The sequence below is a fragment of the Helicobacter muridarum genome (assembly GCF_000765805.2).
Classification (GTDB): Bacteria; Campylobacterota; Campylobacteria; order Campylobacterales; family Helicobacteraceae; genus Helicobacter_A; species Helicobacter_A muridarum.
Window position 1 is genome coordinate 20,229 of the sequence record NZ_JRPD02000006.1, and the last position, 16,592, is coordinate 36,820.

The 16,592-nt window shown below is 32.1% G+C and carries 15 protein-coding genes; 6 read left to right on the top strand and 9 right to left on the bottom strand.

Going from position 1 to position 16,592, the window contains the following annotated elements:
- Positions 1-27 precede the first annotated feature (27 nt).
- The 4 genes from LS73_RS04025 to LS73_RS04040 all read left to right on the top strand — a co-directional run bounded on the left by LS73_RS04025 (position 28) and on the right by LS73_RS04040 (position 6,189).
- Positions 28-678, top strand: a complete 651-nt coding sequence (locus LS73_RS04025; RefSeq protein ID WP_034558289.1) for a potassium channel family protein — start codon at positions 28-30, stop codon at positions 676-678.
- Positions 679-743: 65 nt separating this feature from the next.
- Positions 744-1,859: a glycosyltransferase family 2 protein gene (locus LS73_RS04030; protein ID WP_233708785.1), complete on the top strand. Its 1,116-nt coding sequence runs from the start codon at positions 744-746 to the stop codon at positions 1,857-1,859.
- Between the two features lie 355 nt (positions 1,860-2,214).
- The gene (locus tag LS73_RS04035) at positions 2,215-2,412 is read left to right on the top strand and encodes a hypothetical protein (RefSeq protein WP_138069985.1); all 198 of its coding nucleotides are present in this window, start codon (positions 2,215-2,217) and stop codon (positions 2,410-2,412) included.
- Positions 2,413-2,997: 585 nt separating this feature from the next.
- Positions 2,998-6,189, top strand: a complete 3,192-nt coding sequence (locus tag LS73_RS04040; RefSeq protein WP_034558291.1) for an efflux RND transporter permease subunit — start codon at positions 2,998-3,000, stop codon at positions 6,187-6,189.
- Positions 6,190-6,302: 113 nt separating this feature from the next.
- Here LS73_RS04040 and lptA read toward each other — a convergent pair whose 3' ends face one another.
- Together lptA and LS73_RS04050 are read right to left on the bottom strand one after the other, a co-directional pair.
- Positions 6,303-6,767, bottom strand: coding sequence for a lipopolysaccharide transport periplasmic protein LptA (gene lptA / locus LS73_RS04045; RefSeq protein ID WP_233708784.1), 465 nt, complete (start codon positions 6,765-6,767; stop codon positions 6,303-6,305).
- A gap of 21 nt (positions 6,768-6,788) precedes the next feature.
- Complete coding sequence (locus LS73_RS04050) at positions 6,789-7,358, bottom strand: hypothetical protein (RefSeq protein ID WP_052089700.1); 570 nt, start codon at positions 7,356-7,358, stop codon at positions 6,789-6,791.
- A 129-nt stretch (positions 7,359-7,487) separates the two neighbouring features.
- Here LS73_RS04050 and LS73_RS04055 point away from each other — a divergent pair, with 129 nt between their 5' ends.
- Entirely contained in the window at positions 7,488-8,681 is a 1,194-nt protein-coding gene (locus tag LS73_RS04055) for an MFS transporter (RefSeq protein WP_034558293.1), read from the top strand.
- A gap of 109 nt (positions 8,682-8,790) precedes the next feature.
- Here the strand turns inward: LS73_RS04055 and LS73_RS04060 are convergent, their stop codons facing one another.
- From LS73_RS04060 to LS73_RS04090, 7 genes are all read right to left on the bottom strand, one after another.
- Positions 8,791-9,252, bottom strand: coding sequence for a DMT family transporter (locus LS73_RS04060; RefSeq protein ID WP_081955598.1), 462 nt, complete (start codon positions 9,250-9,252; stop codon positions 8,791-8,793).
- A gap of 82 nt (positions 9,253-9,334) precedes the next feature.
- On the bottom strand, positions 9,335-11,389 hold the full coding sequence (locus LS73_RS04065; protein ID WP_052089703.1) for a mechanosensitive ion channel domain-containing protein: 2,055 nt from the start codon (positions 11,387-11,389) through the stop codon (positions 9,335-9,337).
- A 66-nt stretch (positions 11,390-11,455) separates the two neighbouring features.
- Positions 11,456-12,433, bottom strand: coding sequence for a peptide chain release factor N(5)-glutamine methyltransferase (prmC, locus tag LS73_RS04070; protein WP_233708783.1), 978 nt, complete (start codon positions 12,431-12,433; stop codon positions 11,456-11,458).
- Positions 12,430-13,650, bottom strand: coding sequence for a M48 family metallopeptidase (locus LS73_RS04075; RefSeq protein ID WP_034558294.1), 1,221 nt, complete (start codon positions 13,648-13,650; stop codon positions 12,430-12,432). The genes prmC and LS73_RS04075 overlap by 4 nt, the downstream gene beginning before the upstream one ends.
- 136 nt (positions 13,651-13,786) lie before the next feature.
- Positions 13,787-14,218 carry an acyl-CoA thioesterase gene (locus LS73_RS04080; RefSeq protein ID WP_104692299.1) on the bottom strand — a complete coding sequence of 144 codons (432 nt, stop codon included), beginning with the start codon at positions 14,216-14,218 and terminating at the stop codon, positions 13,787-13,789.
- Between the two features lie 249 nt (positions 14,219-14,467).
- Entirely contained in the window at positions 14,468-15,094 is a 627-nt protein-coding gene (locus LS73_RS04085) for a hypothetical protein (RefSeq protein WP_034559764.1), read from the bottom strand.
- Positions 15,095-15,165: 71 nt separating this feature from the next.
- Complete coding sequence (locus LS73_RS04090; RefSeq protein ID WP_052090014.1) at positions 15,166-15,696, bottom strand: lecithin retinol acyltransferase family protein; 531 nt, start codon at positions 15,694-15,696, stop codon at positions 15,166-15,168.
- 197 nt (positions 15,697-15,893) lie between these two features.
- Here LS73_RS04090 and LS73_RS04095 point away from each other — a divergent pair, with 197 nt between their 5' ends.
- Positions 15,894-16,442: a hypothetical protein gene (locus LS73_RS04095; RefSeq protein ID WP_034557731.1), complete on the top strand. Its 549-nt coding sequence runs from the start codon at positions 15,894-15,896 to the stop codon at positions 16,440-16,442.
- Positions 16,443-16,592 lie beyond the last annotated feature (150 nt).

The window sequence follows — 16,592 nt, forward strand, 5'->3', positions numbered from 1 at the left end:
GATATTATTTATTAAGGAGATTGCCATATGGCAAAGAGTTATGCTGTATTGGGGTTAGGTAGATTTGGCTATAACGTAGCATTAGGGCTTGTTGAAAATGGTGAAAATGTTATTATATGTGATAATAAAGAATCTAGCTTTATTAGTTTACGTGATAAGGCAGAGCAAATTTATGTATTAGATTGCACAGATAAGATGGCGTTAAAAGAAGCTGGTGTAAGCGATCTAGATATAGTAATAGTAAGCATTGGGGAGCATATTGAGGCTAGTATTTTAACTGTTATGGCATTGCAAGAGCTCAATAATAAAAAAATAGTTGCTAAGGCTATTTCTCATACGCATGGCAAGATTTTGGAAAAATTGGGTGTAGACGAGGTTATTTATGCCGAAAGACAGGCAGCTAAAAGACTATTGAGTGAAATTACTGAATTTCATATCGAGGATATTGAGCTAAGCGCGAATATGAGGGCATGCAAGGCTGTTGTAGTGAGGTATTTTGTAAAAAGAAGTGTAGGTACAATTAGAGAGGAAGATAATGTTAAAATAGTTGCAGTTCGTAGAAATGATAAGTGGGATATAGATATAGGATCAGATTTTATTTTACAACGAGGCGATGTTGTACTTTTTTTAGGTTCCAAAGCCGATGTAGATAAACTTATGAAGACCATTGAAGCCTGATTTGATAATGTAATTATGTCTATTAAGGAATGACTACATAAATGCTAATGCTTAGGAGAATTTAAATGATTGCTGAAATGATTAAAAGTGATGATAATGCAAAGACTTTAGTAATGCAACATGACACTCATAGCAACACTCCTATTTTATATTTAGTATTGCCTGCTTTTAACGAAGAGGAAGTTATAGAAAAAACTTTAGACGTATTATCAAATAAACTTTGTGCATTGATTGCTGAAGGTATCATCGCTATTCAGAGCTCTATTGTAATCATTGATGATGGAAGTAGGGATAGAACTTGGGATATTATTAAGAATAAAGCTAAAATCAATGCGCAACCTCTTCAATCAATTAACAATTATGATATTCAATTAAACAATAGTTCTATAAATTCTACCAAGATAAATATTCAATCACCACATATAGTCGCTCTCAAGCTTTCCCGTAATTTTGGGCATCAAAATGCTCTTTTAGCTGGTTTGCACTATGCTACTAATAAATGTGATTGCTCAATTAGTATGGATTGCGATTTACAACAAGATGAAGAAAAAATATTTGAATTTATAGAGAAATTTAATCACGGCAGTGATATTGTGATGGGCGTTAGAAATGATAGGCAAGGAGATTCTGGATTCAAAAAGTATAGTGCGCTTGGGTTTTACTGGTTAATGCAATCATTAGGCGTAAAAATCGTAAGAAATCATGCTGATTTTAGATTGCTAAGCAATAAGGCATTGCAACATTTAGCAAGTTATACAGAGTTTCATTTTTTCTTGCGTGCTCTAGTGCTTGATATGGGATTTAAACAAGATGTTGTGTATTTTGATGTCAAACCTCGTTTTGCAGGAAGTTCTAAATATTCATTATCAAAGATGCTTGCATTTGCATGGAATGGTATTACTAGTTTTTCTATTAAGCCCTTGCGTATAGTTAGCACGCTTGGAGCTATGATATTCTTGTTATCAATATTTTTTGGTTTGTATGCATTATATGTTAAATTCTTTACCAATAATGCTGTATATGGATGGGCATCCACTTTGATTCTACTTTGCTTTTTTAGCGGATTGCAGTTGTTGAGTTTGGGAATTATTGGAGAATATATTGGAAAGATGTATCAAGAAGTTAAAGCTAGACCAAAGTATTGTATAGATGAAATCTTAGATTCTAAAAGGATTGAATAAATGCTAATATGTTTTTACTTGCCATATAAATTCAAGATTTCATATTGCAAAGTTTAGAATATCGAGCCATTATTATTGAGAGTTATAACTTAAGCAATCTACACTATCGTATTAAGCAAACTTTGTGTTAAATAGTGTAAGTGTCCGATGCTAATTTTTGTAAGGATAAATATATATTTTATATTATTCTTCATATTTGGTTTTGATTGTGCCTAGCGCATAATTTCATATATTATGAATACATAAATCTATTAATAAAAGAGCAAGGAAAAAGATTCTATTCTTGCTGTTATGTCTTACCTGATATTAGTCATTTTGTCATTCTGAACCTGCTTTAGCAGGTGAAGAATCTCTATTGATTAGATGTTTCACATTTTGCAATGCTCAACATGACAAGAGGGTGGTAGCCATTCTTAAGGCTTTATCCACAGAATCTTTAACTCGCTCTTTAAATTTTTCACTTTCGCTTTGTTCAAGTTCAGTATATAAAGTAGTGGTTCAATATAATAATGTGGCGGGCAGCTCAATAGGTAAAGTAATTACTACTAAATAACAAGAGTTTAGCAACTAAACAACAAAAATGTATCTTAAATAACAAGGAATTTGATAAATACGACTTTCTTCACATTGATACAAAGCATTTTACGCAAAGAACAAAGATTAAGATTTTGGTTAGCTTTGAGAATCTATAATCCTTGCAAATGTCAATATACTATATTACTTGATGATACAATTTACCTAGACTTAATATATTAGGCTTATTATTTAAAAGACAAGCAAATTATTGCTTTTTATATTTGTAGAGATAAAGAATTTAGCCCATTTATAAAAAAGCACTTTTGGAGAGAAAAGATATTTTGTAGCAATGGATTCTTTGTTTGTAATCATAAACAAGCAAATCGGCAAACAAATCATAAAAACAATTAAACTTACAATAGGAAATCCAGGATAATTACTTGCTATGCCTTTATTTAGCCTAACTGCTAAAGTAACTAGGCTAAATGCTTGGGAGGGGAAATATATTTTTTAATTCTCATTTCTAAATTAATTCTACTTTAATATTAAAATACGAGCTAAATATAAGCTTACTAGACTAGATTGCCTTATTAATCTCTAATACTACAAAAAAAGGATAGGGATGATAGATTCCATTATTTCTTATAGTGTCAAGAATAGAATTATTGTTGTGCTTATGGTTATAGTGCTTACAGGGATTTCTTTATTTTCTATCCAAAAGCTTAGGCTTGATGCTTTGCCAGATTTGAGCCCACCGCAAGTTGTTATTGAGATTAATTTCCCTAGTCAAGGACCAAAGATTATTCAAGATCAAGTAACCTATCCTCTAGTTAGCGAGCTTATGGCGATTTCTGGTGTAGAAACAGTGCGTGGAATTTCTGGTTATGAAAGTGGGCTTATTTATGTGATTTTCAAAGATAAGACGGATTTATATTGGGCTAGAAGCAGGATATTAGAGCAGCTAAATCAAGTTCAAAATATTCCTTCAAATGTAAAAATTACATTGGGCAGTGATTCTACAAGTGTGGGATGGGCATATCAATATGTACTTAATTCTACAAGTAAAAATCTAGCAGAATTAAAGAGCTTACAGGATTTTTACTATAAATATGCTTTGCTTGGTATTGATGGGGTAAGTGAAGTGGCTAGCATAGGCGGATTTCTGCAAAACTATGAAGTTAGAATCGATAATTCCAAGCTACTGCGTTATGATTTAAGCTTGAAAGAAATAGTAGATTCTATATCTCGTGCAAATAATGATAGCGGTGGAGGCGTAATTATAGAGGGCGGATTTGAGAAGATTATTCGAGCAAATGGTTATATAAAGAATGAAGAGGATTTAGAAAAAACATTAGTCAAAATGCAAGGCAATATTCCAATTACATTAGGAGATGTAGCAGATGTTGTCCTTGTTCCAAAGCCTAGGAGAGGTGTAGCAGATGTAAATGGCAATAGAGAGGTTGTAGGCGGTATTGTCATGGTGAAATATAATGGTAATACATATGATACGCTCAATAAAATCAAAGAAAAAATCGCATCGCTAAATGCCAATAATCCAGAAGTGCAAATAGAATCAGTTTATGATAGGAGCGAGCTTATACAAAAGGCAATCCTTAGCCTAATCTCTACACTAATTGAAGAAAGCATTATTGTTTTAATTGTAAGTTTAATATTTTTGTTACATTTAAGAAGTGCGTTAGTAGTGGTTATCACATTGCCATTGTGTGTGCTTTTCAGTGCACTATTAATGTGGATATTTAATATTGAATCTACCATCATGAGCTTAGGTGGTATTGCTATTGCTATTGGTGCTATGGTTGATGCTGCTATTGTAATGATTGAAAATGCACATAAGAATCTATGCCTATCAAACCAGAAAAATGGCAATTCTACATTGCCTAATGTATCTGTGCTTGATAATATTAGGCGACAAGATATTATTATTCAGAGTGCAAAACAAGTAGGCTCTCCTATATTCTTTGCCCTTATGATTGTTGTTGTTTCATTTTTACCTATATTTGCCTTAAATGGACAAGAGGAAAGACTTTTTGCACCACTAGCATATACAAAAACATTTGCTATGTTGATTGGGGCTGTGCTTTCTATTACTGTTGTGCCGTTATTAATGCTTGTATTTATAAGAGGTAAGATAATAAGTGAGGAAAATAATCCAATTAATAGATTTTGCATTTGGGCATATAGTAAGTTTTTGCTTATTTCTTTGCGCTTAAAATGGCTATTTCTTGGAGTCTGCATTCTTATGTTGGGGTTGGGATATTTTGTATATAAAAATATGAATTGGGAATTCATGCCCCAAATCAATGAGGGTGTAATCATGTATATGCCTGTTAGCAATGTTGCTCCAAGCATTGATACTAGCCTTGCATATCTGCAAAAGGTCGATTCTATCATTAAAAGTTTTGATGAGGTGGAAATGGTCTTTGGTAAGGCAGGTAGAGCAAATACTACAAGCGATCCAGCACCCTTATCTATGTTAGAGGTGTATATTCATCTAAAGCCGGAGTTTAGGTTTGATTCTAAGAAGTGGGCATTATTGCGTGATAAATTAGAATCAAAGCTAAAGATAGCGGGCATTACAAACTCATGGACATATCCAATTCGTGGACGCACGGATATGTTGCTTACAGGTATTCGCACACCGCTTGGCATCAAAATCTATGGCAGTGATACACAAATACTGCAACAATTATCTATTGATATGGAATCAAAATTAAAGTCTATGAATGAGAGCCTTTCGGTCTTTGCAGAAAGAGCAAATAGTGGATATTATATTGATATTGATATAAATGATTCTAAATTAGCACGTTATGGAGTAAGCAAAGATTCTATATTTTCTACCATTAATCTAGCATTAGGAGGTGTTGAAATTACCAAGAAGATTAATGGTATAGAAAACTATCCTATTTCATTGCGATTGCAAGACATACAGCGCAATGACATAGAATCCATTAAAGAGCTTTATATTAAAACAGCTCTAGGATTTAGACCCTTAAGAGAGTTGGCAAATATTTCTTATGCTAGTGCGCCTATGGAATTGAAGAGTGAAAAGGGATTAAGTGTGAATTTCATATATATTACACCAAAGGAGGGAGTAAGTGCTAAAGCCTACAAGCAAAAGGCTATACGAATCTTACAAGATGTTACACTTCCTAATGGTTATTATTATGAATTTAGCGGAGAGAGTGAGTATATAGAAAAAGCACTTGGGACATTGAAATATATTATTCCATTAAGTCTTTTTGTCATTTTTGTCCTGATATTTTTTGCTCTAAAAAATTGGGGCTATACTTTGCTTTGTTTTTTCTCCCTTCCCTTTGCTATCCTTGGAGGATTATTAGCAATTGATTACTTAGGATTTAATCTAAGTATTGCCGGCGTTGTTGGGCTTTTAGCATTGCTTGGTGTTGCAAGTGAGACAAGCATTGTTATGTTGCTATATCTTGAGCAAAGCTTTAATGATGCAAAAGATAAATTTTTTGTTAGTGAGGTTAATTCTAGCAGCAATAATCAACCTCTTGATTCTGCAAAATTTAGAACTCTTCGCTCAAATTGGCTAGAAATATTGCAAGAGTGTGTTTTGAGTGGTGCAGCAAAACGAGTTAGACCAAAGCTTATGACAGCATTAAGCATTATTGCGTCATTATCTCCTATTATGTTCTCCCATGGTGTGGGAAGCGAGATTATGCGCGCTATTGCTGCCCCTATGCTAGGTGGTATGATAACTAGCACTTTGCTTACGCTTTTTATCATTCCTATATGTTTCTACTTGATTAAAAGGAAAGAGCTTAGTTGATTGTAGATTTAGATTCTATCTATTTGGCTTCATAGTATATGTATTTGAATTTTAGTAGAGTTGATTAAAAAATAATAATAGAATAATGAATAATTAAGAATAATTAATTTAAATCATTTCTCAAGTGAGAAAATAACTCTAGCTGGAGCATTCTTCTTTCCTACAACATCTGCGTAGTTTCCATCTCCTGTTAATATAATCTCATCACCTCTTAGTGTATTTGGCTTGCCAATTTCTTGCACAAAGGCATCATCATAGAATCTATACTCATCTTTAATCACATTATAAATTAACCTCTTGCTTTTACCCCTTAGCTCGCGGTTATCATCAGTGATCAATGTAAATTTCACATTCCCTTTTGCTTCATATGATATTGGCTTTCTTTCCTTATCAGTATATACGATGACTGTATCGGCATTTAAGGTATCTCTACCTTTTGTTATCTTTACATTGCCTGTAATTGTTGTGGTATTGCCGACGCTCTTGAATTGCTGGGCTACTATATCAATAGTATCTTTTTTACTGTTGGCATGGCAAATTTCAAGAAACAATATTATAAAAAGGATTCTATATATCATCATTAACCCTTATTCTTGTTATTAGTTACTTTTATGATTGAAGTTTAGGATTTGGGAATGTATATCCTTAGCTATGATTGTATCAGTTTTTTTATCATAAAGTATATCCTTGCCATTTGTTATTCCTTGTGTGTTTGTGATTCTAAAATTTCCGCTTCCAGTGAATATTTGAGTATCAACATTATAAACACCAGCTTCTGAAAAAAAATTAATATTATGGAAATTGTTATATTCTACACCTAGCGGAAAGTCGTAGGTATCTCCTTGATGAATAGCTTCTGTTCCTCTTAGTATTTCAATAGACTTAGCAGAATCTTCTGTTAGTCGTTTAATCTCAAAGTCATTATATATTTCTTTGTTTTCATATCTGTTGGCAACTTCGCCGCTTACCTCAGTACTCATATATTCTTTGCCTATTTCGTATAGCTTCCAATTATGGAACTCCAACAACGATATATTTTCTTGTTTATTGTTATATTGATTTACAGAAATATCAAAAATAAAAAATGAAGTAAATGTTAGTGCGATCAAGCATACAAAAAATATTACAATAGGATTTAATTGTTTCCATATATTTCGTAATGTTTGCATATCAAGCCTTAGCCATTTGTTTATGTTTAGTAGAAATTGTATAACAATTTGTTTATAAATCTCTATATTTTGATATACTTTTAAGCTTTTTGTATAATTTAAGATTACTCTATATTGTCAAGGTATGCTATGCCTAGTCCAAAACGCACTATAAAATCCATGAATGCTCTTTTTATAGGCATGTCATTCTTATTTATTGGCAACTCATTGATTGTAAGCTCCGTTGGGGTTATCTTAAAGAGTTCGGGCATGAGTGAAATAGCTATTGGAGCTATTAGTTCATGTTTCTTTATTGGTGCGTTAGTTGCAACAATTGCTGGGCATAGGATTATCTCGCGTGTAGGACATATACGCTCTTTTGGTATATTTGCGGCACTTTTTGCTATTGCCAGCTTATTGCATAGTCTTTTTGATGAGCTTTATTTATGGGCTATTTTTAGATTATTGCTCGGATTTTGTTACTACGGTGTATTAATGGTTATAGAATCTTGGCTTAACGAGAAAGCAAAAAACTCTGTAAGATCTAGGGTGCTAGGCTTTTATGAAGTAGTTTATTATATAGCTTCAGGGTTTGGGGTGTTAATTATTGCTCTAAATTTAGAGACACATTCTGTATTTATAATCGGCGCATGCCTTATTATGTTTTCTACTTTACCATTATATTTGATACGGATAAAAGAGCCTCTACTTCCAGAAAAAACCCCAATATCTTTACCTAAGATCTTAGATATAGCTCCTTTAGCCCTTGTTACAAGCTTTATAGCCGGTATGCTTGTGAATGGATTTTTCTCTATGGCAAGCGTATTTATATTGTTACAAGGTTTTGATGCTAGGACTGTATCCTACTTTATTGCATCGGCTATGTTTGGTGGTTTCATAGCACAAACTAGCATAGGTTTTGTATCTGATAGGCTTGGTAGGAAATTTGCTATTATGCTCTGCGCGGGGCTTGGTTTTTGCGTTATGTTGTTATTTGCTCTACTAAATTTATCATTTATATTTCAATGTATTTTGGCTGTATTCTTAGGTGGTGGAATATTCTGCCTTTATGCCCTAGCACTTGCTAGGGCAAATGATATGCTAACTGATAAGAATAAGGCTGTTGAGCTAGGTCGTGCTGTGTTATTTTGTTATTCTCTAGGCTCTTTGTTTGCGCCTCTACTTTTGGGTGTGTTAATGCAATATCTTGGATTTCATGGATTTATTTGGTTTTACTTATTGGCACTTGCATTTTGCTTTATATTCGCTATTAATAAGCCAAATATCTTAAAGCCTAAGAAATACAAAAGTAATCCGGGTAATATGGTAATGCTTGATGAATAAACTTCTAGTATTCTTTTTGCTTTTCCATTATATGAAGTTTTAGATTTTTTATACTTTTTATCCCCATTTTATAATGAGATTAGGAATCTTTTCAATGATTATGCATGTATTATTTTGTTCCAAATATTTCCTTGTAAAAAAATATAATTAGCCCTATTATGATAATTGAAAGCCCTAGGATTTTTTGCCATGATATATGCTTTATTTCTAAACCAAATGCCCCTATATTATCAAGTATTAAACCCATGATTAGCTGTCCTATAAGAACGATTATAAACATATTGATAAGTCCTATTTTTGGTGCCACTAGCGTTGTTCCAAAAACAAAAAATGCTCCCAAGATTCCACCTAAGAATTTCCACCAGCTTTGATTTGATAAGTTTTTTATACTATTTAGATTTAGATCTCCGTTTATACTAGCAACTAATATTAAGCAAATGCTACCTACCACAAATGAAACAGTGGCTGCCATAATGAAAGAATTTTCTATGCTTTTAGCTAAAGAAGCATTAATTGGTGCTTGGATAGCAATAGTAAGCCCTATGGTGAAAGCCATTATATAGTAAAACAATAACTCCCCCTTTTTAAGTAAATTGCCTATATGGTCATTAGTTTAACTATGTTATAGAATCTAATCTATTTTCATAGTCAATCTAAAAATTCTCTGATTTTATAATATCACTTTGAGTTTTAAATGGCGGAAGATTCTCAACATATACGCTTTGGCTAGGAAAGGCAAAGCTTAAGCCACATTTATCAACAATGTCCATAATCTTAAATATAATATCTTCTCTAACCTTAACAAACTCCATTTTGCTAGTGCTTTTTGTAAAACAATCTATGGCAATATTAATTGAGCTATCTGCTAGCTCATCTACATTTACATACAGGGAATTTTTATAGCCTAGATAATCATCTATAGATATTATGTCCTTGCGCAACGACAACATTTTATAATTGTCATTATATAGAATCTCAGATGTATCGTTAGACTGTGCTATACCCTCATGATTTTTTAACATTGTTGTGATTTGTTCTACACAGAGTCTTAGTTTGTCTGGTGTGGCATCATAAGTAACGCCTACTACCATTTTCATTCTACGACCTTCTTTACGTCTATTCCAATTTGTTATCGCCTTATTTGCAATTTCAGAATTTGGCACAAATAGCAAGGCATTATCAAATGTTCTTATAGTTGTGCGTCTTAATCCAACCTCAACTACATTCCCCTCCACGCCTCCAGCCTGAATCCAATCCCCTTGTGAAAATGAGTTATCCAAAAGAAGCATGACAGAAGCAAAGAAATTAGACAACATATCTTTTATAGCTAATGCTACGGCAAGCCCTCCTAACCCTAGCGATGCGATAATAGCGGATACATTAAATCCAAGCCTTTTTAGAATTATTAGTAAGGCTATGATGCATACAACTGTATATAACACCTTTAAGATAAGATTGATTATTTCTTTTCTAAAACCATCTGTGGATTTTTGTGCTATAGTGCTAATTATAGCTGCCCCATAGCTTTTAATTATAGCGATAAATAGCCATGCTATATTGATAATATAAAATATAACAAACCAATTAGCAATGCTCTCTGGTTCTAGTTGTGGATAATATAGAATCCCAATTGAAACATTAATGCTCCAAGCAAGTAAGAATAGGGATATAGGCTTTATAATTCCCTTTTGAATATCTGAATGTATAGCTTTATCTTGTTTTGATATATGCACAATGAAGTCCATTACAAACATAACTAAGCGAGCTATTAGCTTTCTCCATATCCACAATATAAGGAAGATTCCAAACGATACTATAATCTTGGCTACGATTAGATTTGAGTGATCTAATGGTATAAAACCAGCAATTCCTTCTAAAATCCATTGCATAGCGAGATTTATCATGGTATTTTGTGGTAGCAATTCAGTTGATTTTAACTCTAAATATGAGGCTATTTCAATGTAGCTTGCAAGAGAATTTAGATATTTCTCTTTTGCTAGTTTTAGTGATTTGATTTGTTTTTGTGTTAAGTCTTTAGGTAAGTCAAAGCTATTTGGTAGTTGCTTTAGATTCTCTATTGCTGGATTAATAATCTCAATAACCTTTGATTGCTGTGAAAAGAAATCTAGCTTTTTTCGTAAGGATATTATAGTAGTAAGTAATATATTTTGAGCCTTTAAAAGTTGCATTGAAATGCTACTTGATATTTTTTCATATTCATCATGCATGATGGCAGACTCGCTTAGTAGCATTTCACCTTTCTTGTATGCAGAGAGATTTGATTTTAAGTTAAATATAATTGGTTTTTTATTGTTAATAATATCTAGTGGTAATGATTGCAGCATTAACTCTTTTTTATTTATTAGTTCTTCTTGACTTATGGCTTTTAGGTGGTTATTTGCTATCTCACTATCATTTAGAAGCTCATTTGATTGTTTTAGGTGAATATGCCAATTTATTTGCACTATTGCGTCTATAATGCTATCTATACTTTGAACATTTTGCTGTGGCTTTTCAATTTTAGATTCATTGCCTATTTTTGTTTGCTTGTTGGCATCTTCGCTAGCTTTGAGTGGGCTAAATACAAAGTAACATAGATTTATAATAAATACTAGCATGGCTATATGTGGCAGTAGCTGTCTTATGTATATAATATTCGTATTAACTTTTTGCATTTTACGCATTAACATAGAATCAATATATAACATTGTTTTTCTCCTTTATTGTTTCTTTTTTTTGTGTTATGCGATAATTAATTGCTACTTTTATTAAAGTTAATTTAGTGATCTTAGTCTAGCTATAAAGCCTCTATCAAACCCTGCATAGTCTTTATAAAACTCGGCTATATATCCCATTTGTTCTAGTATTTGTGCCATGCTATCTTTTTGGTCATATCCCATCTCACAGATTAGATAAGGAATATTTTTATTGCTTGCTTGCTTGATAAGCTCCCTTAAAATCTCATCTCCTTTTTCTCCTCCAAATAGTGCTATATGTGGCTCACATAATACTTCTTGGCTAAGTGGATATTGCATAGCAATATATGGTGGATTTGATATTAATAATTGAATCGATATTGATTCTGTATAGAAATCTAGCAAATTGGATTCTATAAAATTGCACCTATCTTTTACATTTTGTGCATCTGCATTGTGATTTGCAATACTTAGTGCCTGTGGACTTATATCTGTAGCTATAGCCGATACATTGAAGAGATTTTTTAATATAGATATACTTATTGCTCCACTACCTGTGCCAACCTCAATAAAGCTTGTAATTCCATTTTCTTGTATAAATTTTATTGCTTTTTCCACTAGGATTTCTGTTTCGCTTCTTGGTATAAGTACTAAGTTATTTACATATAGCTCAATACCATAGAATCCGGTTTTATTAATTAAATATTCAATAGGTGTGCCATTCTTTCTCATTGCAAGTAGCTTAAAATATCTTTGTTTGTCGTAGTCTTTTATTTCTTCTTGGCTTTTTGCATGTATTTCTACTCGAGTAAAATTTAATATATGACATAATAACAGTTCTGCTTCATATCTTGGGTTATGTATATAAAATTCTCTAGGATTATGGCTTGAGTTAGAATCTTGAATACTAGAATCCCTAGGAATCTTTTCATTCTCAAATGAATTAATATCTGTTATCAAATATTGTGTTTCATAAACTAATTGCTTAAAGTCTTCTAGGTTTATATCTTTTAGGAATGCTACTGCTATTCGTAAAACTAAATCAATGCTTATCATGTATTTTTCTCTTTCTCATCATCTTTTAATGCATTTAACCTGTCAATTAAAGGCGGATGCGAAAAATAGAAAAATATATATGCTGGATGTGAATGTGGGAATGTTTTATTTTCGTTTACTAATCTAATTAGTGTTTCCCTTAGAGTTTTTTTACTAACGCATGATGCACCAAATAAATCTGCTTTATACTCTGCTTTACGACTAAAGTAACTCTGAATTGGCTTAATAAGGAATATAATGGCTGGCATGATTAATATAGTAATCATTATGACATTACTATTTGCTTCTTGAATCCCCATATAACTACAAATATCATGGAATAATAGTTCCATAATTGCAAAGCAAATAAATATTACAATCCCTACAAGTATGATGTTTTTTATTATATCGCCATTTTTAAAATGTCCTAACTCATGTCCCAATATAGCAATTAGCCCATCTTGGCTAATCTTATCTAGCAGAGTATCAAATATAACTACTCTCTTGGATTTACCAAGTCCTCCAAAGTAAGCATTTAGCCTACCATCTCGCCTACTAGCGTCCATAACAAAAACGCCATTACTTTTGAAACCAACTCTCGTCATGAGTTCTTGAATTCTTGTTTTTAGCTCTTCATCTTGAAGTGGAATAAACTTATTAAACATTGGAGCAATTATAGTTGGATGTATTAGTTGAATGAGTATAATAAAGCAAAACACCACCGAAAAGCTTATTATCCACCAAAACTTAAATGTTTCCATAATCCACAATAACACGGCAAACACTATTCCAAATAATATTAGGCTAAGAATTGATTCTTTTAGCTTATCACAAAGAAATGACTCTATGGATTGTTTATTGAATCCAAATTTTGTATCTATTTTTAGCCCAATTATATCAAAAGGTAATTCTAGTAATATATTTATTGCTACAAAACACATAAGTGCATACCAGCCAATTTGAAATTTGTTATCAATTCCTAGTGATGCAATATATCCATATAGATATTCAATGCCAAATGCAAACCATAAAACCATAAATATCGCTGAGCAAATACTATTCAAGATCTTTACTTTGCATTCAATAATATTATAGTTAGCTGCGATTATATAGTCTTGTTTATTTAGAATCACTGGCTCTTTATTCGCATGTAATCTTATGTGATAGATTTGCAATATATTAAGAAAGATTGTTGGCAAAAGATAAATAATGCAATATATGGCAATTATGCTATACAAGTATTTCTCCTTTATACTACTATAATTGTTAGTCTATTATATTTTTCTAAATACTCCTTTATTTGTTTGGAATGTGAATGCCAACTATCTTAATAATATTGTTTAATTAAGTGCTTAGTATTTCTATTTCATTCAATTAGCCGCTTTGGAAAAACATAAATATAGAGCGAAGACTATCTGGAATTCTCTTTGGCTTTTTCTTAATATCGATATAGACCATAACTGCTTTCATCTTAAAGACCAATAATGGTTCGTCACCTGTAATGCCAATTTGCCTTAACCTATAAATTTCATGCAAAATAACTAGAGAAGTGTTTTTTATTGAATCAATCTTTGTTCTAACCTCATAATAATCTCCGAGTTTTAATGGAGCTAGAAAATTAGATTCCATTGTTTTCATAACAAAACCATCATGTGTTGGCGATTCATCTGCACATGGGAAAGTGTTGTTCTGGAAGAATACAAATGATCTAGCTCTCTCGCAAATTGTAATGTAATTAGCGTGATACATAATACCACCACAATCGGTATTGTCATAGTATACATAATCTGATAGGTTAGTTTTCATATTTATTCTCCAAAATTCCACAATATAGTTCTGATAACTTGTAATATCTAAATGAAGTCAAAATGATATTAAGTTATAGACGTTTTTTAACATCTAATTAAGTAAAACAATAAATAATCTTAAAATTTGCATATTATATTATAATTAAGCTTTAATGCTAATTTCTATATTCATAGAAAATAACCACTTAAGCATCAAATACTACAATACTAATGTTGTATTTATTGAATTTAATTTCAATCTAGATTCTTATCTTTGCCAAACACTAATAGCCGAATATGTTTCTCTAGGATATGCATCGCTTTTTATCTTGGTTACTAGACCATAAAATCTACTAATAACTTCGTCATGATTATAGAATCTTTGTCCATTAATAACTATTGATGTATTAGGGTAATTATTATCTCCTATCTCAATTGTGATTATATTTTGCTGATTATTTGGATTTCTGTAATTAACTAGTATTCTAATGATATTGTCTATAGTGTCTAGTTTTGGTGTTAGATGAATTTCTTTTAGCTTGCTTATAGTATGCCAATATTGATATGGCTGTAGTTCAAATAGACTTAGTCCAATATCTCCACGATAGCATCCACTTAGCAGTTCTTCTCTACTAGCATAGTAGTATTGTGGTCTTCCTGTGATTGCACATATTTCCATAACCATTGGAGAATAAGGCAAGAAAGCGTTTATTTCTTGCTTTTTATGTGGCATTAAAAAATAGCTTATAACATCAGGTAGCACTATGTCATATACTTGTGGGAGGGCTGGTGGCTCTTGTAACTCACGATTATTTATAGAGAAATCAGGTTGATCTGGTTTGGAAGCTAGGGCTAATTGCAGTGTCAAGCATATACAAATAAGAATATTTCTCATGATAATCTTCTCCTTATAATATTTACATTGACGCTTAGTTTTTGGAATCTAAATCGGCTTTTTACGCGATTTTATTTCTCTCTGCTTGCGACAAATATACCAATCACTATAAATGCAGCTGCCCCCCACCCCATCACTTGTGTGCTAAACTCTTTGTCATAAATACACCAATTTACAAAATGCTCACAATTATTAAAAATAAGATTATATTTATCTTCTCCTAATCTATCTCTAGCCCTCTGCACGATTTCTTTAGCTTCAAAAGGGCTATTTTTATGGTATCTAATCTCGCATTTATTCTCTTGCATAAAAACCTCTAATGACGTTTCACAAATGCAACTCTTCTGCCCCAAAGCAAGCACATCGCCTAAAATATTATCACATTCAGTAAATCCAGCATAATGAATCACCTTACCTTCCCCAGCATAAATCCCATGGTGCTTATAAAGCCCTTTGTCTACCACCAAGTGGCAACCTTCTAACACTTTATCTTCTATCTTTTCCTTGCTATCTGTTTCCATATGCCATTCATAGGTTTTTTTAGCCCCCAAAGCACCCACTATCAAAGCTGCACCACCTGCCACTATCCAAGGCAACGCCATTTAAACTCCCTTAAAACAATCTAAAATATATCTAAAATTTTAGCTGAAAAAATATAAATTCTAATAGATTGTTTCGCTATGCTCGCAGTGGGGGAGGGGGGGGGGGGGTGTAATGACGCTTAATATAGACATTTTTGAATTAGAATCTACTAATTTACACTATAATAACGATTTGAAAATTTAATTAGGAAATAAGTATGATAATTACTAAAAAAAATTGGATGCAAATTCACACATATCTAAGTTTATTTTTCCTACCAGCTGCAATTATTTATGTTTTAACTGGCGCATTGTATATATTTGATGTAAGAGAGGGTGCTGGATCTATTGTATATAACTATAAGCTTGATATACCTCCAAAAAAAGGAGATGAGTTACAAGTAATGCTAGATGTGCTAAAGGAGAATGGGTTAGAGATTCCAAAAGATATTGAAGTTAAAATTATGCGTGGAAATCCAACTATAGGAAATATATACTACAATGTTTCAATAATTAAAGAAAAAAATGGCGATCATTTTGTTCGTGCAACAAAAAGAAGTATATATGGAATCTTGCTACTCATGCATAAATCAAAGGGTAAATTCTACTTTGATATTATTGCTATAGGATTTTCTATATCTCTTATGCTGTTTTATCTATCCGGGCTTATTGTTACATCATTTGCTAAGAGAAATCGTAAGGCAGCCTTTGGCACTATGACTATAGGATTTATCATAACAGGTTTAGCAACCTATTTTAGCATTTAGCTATTTCTTGCTGTGTTAGTTGGTATTTATATGTGATTATAGAGCTTTTTAATTTTTCTATAGAAATGCTATAAGCTAACAAGCCTAGAGTTTAATCCATTTGCTAAAAAAGTCAAAGATATGAGGAGTTCGGTACAAATGTTAGGGCTT

What these genes read in the sequence shown, in the direction of transcription:
- LS73_RS04085 (WP_034559764.1), bottom strand. Translation starts at nt 15,094, where the DNA reads ATGAGAAATATTCTTATTTGTATATGCTTGACACTGCAATTAGCCCTA.
- LS73_RS04030 (WP_233708785.1), top strand. Translation starts at nt 744, where the DNA reads ATGATTGCTGAAATGATTAAAAGTGATGATAATGCAAAGACTTTAGTA.
- lptA (WP_233708784.1), bottom strand. Translation starts at nt 6,767, where the DNA reads ATGATATATAGAATCCTTTTTATAATATTGTTTCTTGAAATTTGCCAT.
- LS73_RS04065 (WP_052089703.1), bottom strand. Translation starts at nt 11,389, where the DNA reads ATGTTATATATTGATTCTATGTTAATGCGTAAAATGCAAAAAGTTAAT.
- LS73_RS04055 (WP_034558293.1), top strand. Translation starts at nt 7,488, where the DNA reads ATGCCTAGTCCAAAACGCACTATAAAATCCATGAATGCTCTTTTTATA.
- LS73_RS04040 (WP_034558291.1), top strand. Translation starts at nt 2,998, where the DNA reads ATGATAGATTCCATTATTTCTTATAGTGTCAAGAATAGAATTATTGTT.
- LS73_RS04080 (WP_104692299.1), bottom strand. Translation starts at nt 14,218, where the DNA reads ATGAAAACTAACCTATCAGATTATGTATACTATGACAATACCGATTGT.
- prmC (WP_233708783.1), bottom strand. Translation starts at nt 12,433, where the DNA reads ATGATAAGCATTGATTTAGTTTTACGAATAGCAGTAGCATTCCTAAAA.
- LS73_RS04050 (WP_052089700.1), bottom strand. Translation starts at nt 7,358, where the DNA reads ATGCAAACATTACGAAATATATGGAAACAATTAAATCCTATTGTAATA.
- LS73_RS04025 (WP_034558289.1), top strand. Translation starts at nt 28, where the DNA reads ATGGCAAAGAGTTATGCTGTATTGGGGTTAGGTAGATTTGGCTATAAC.
- LS73_RS04095 (WP_034557731.1), top strand. Translation starts at nt 15,894, where the DNA reads ATGATAATTACTAAAAAAAATTGGATGCAAATTCACACATATCTAAGT.
- LS73_RS04090 (WP_052090014.1), bottom strand. Translation starts at nt 15,696, where the DNA reads ATGGCGTTGCCTTGGATAGTGGCAGGTGGTGCAGCTTTGATAGTGGGT.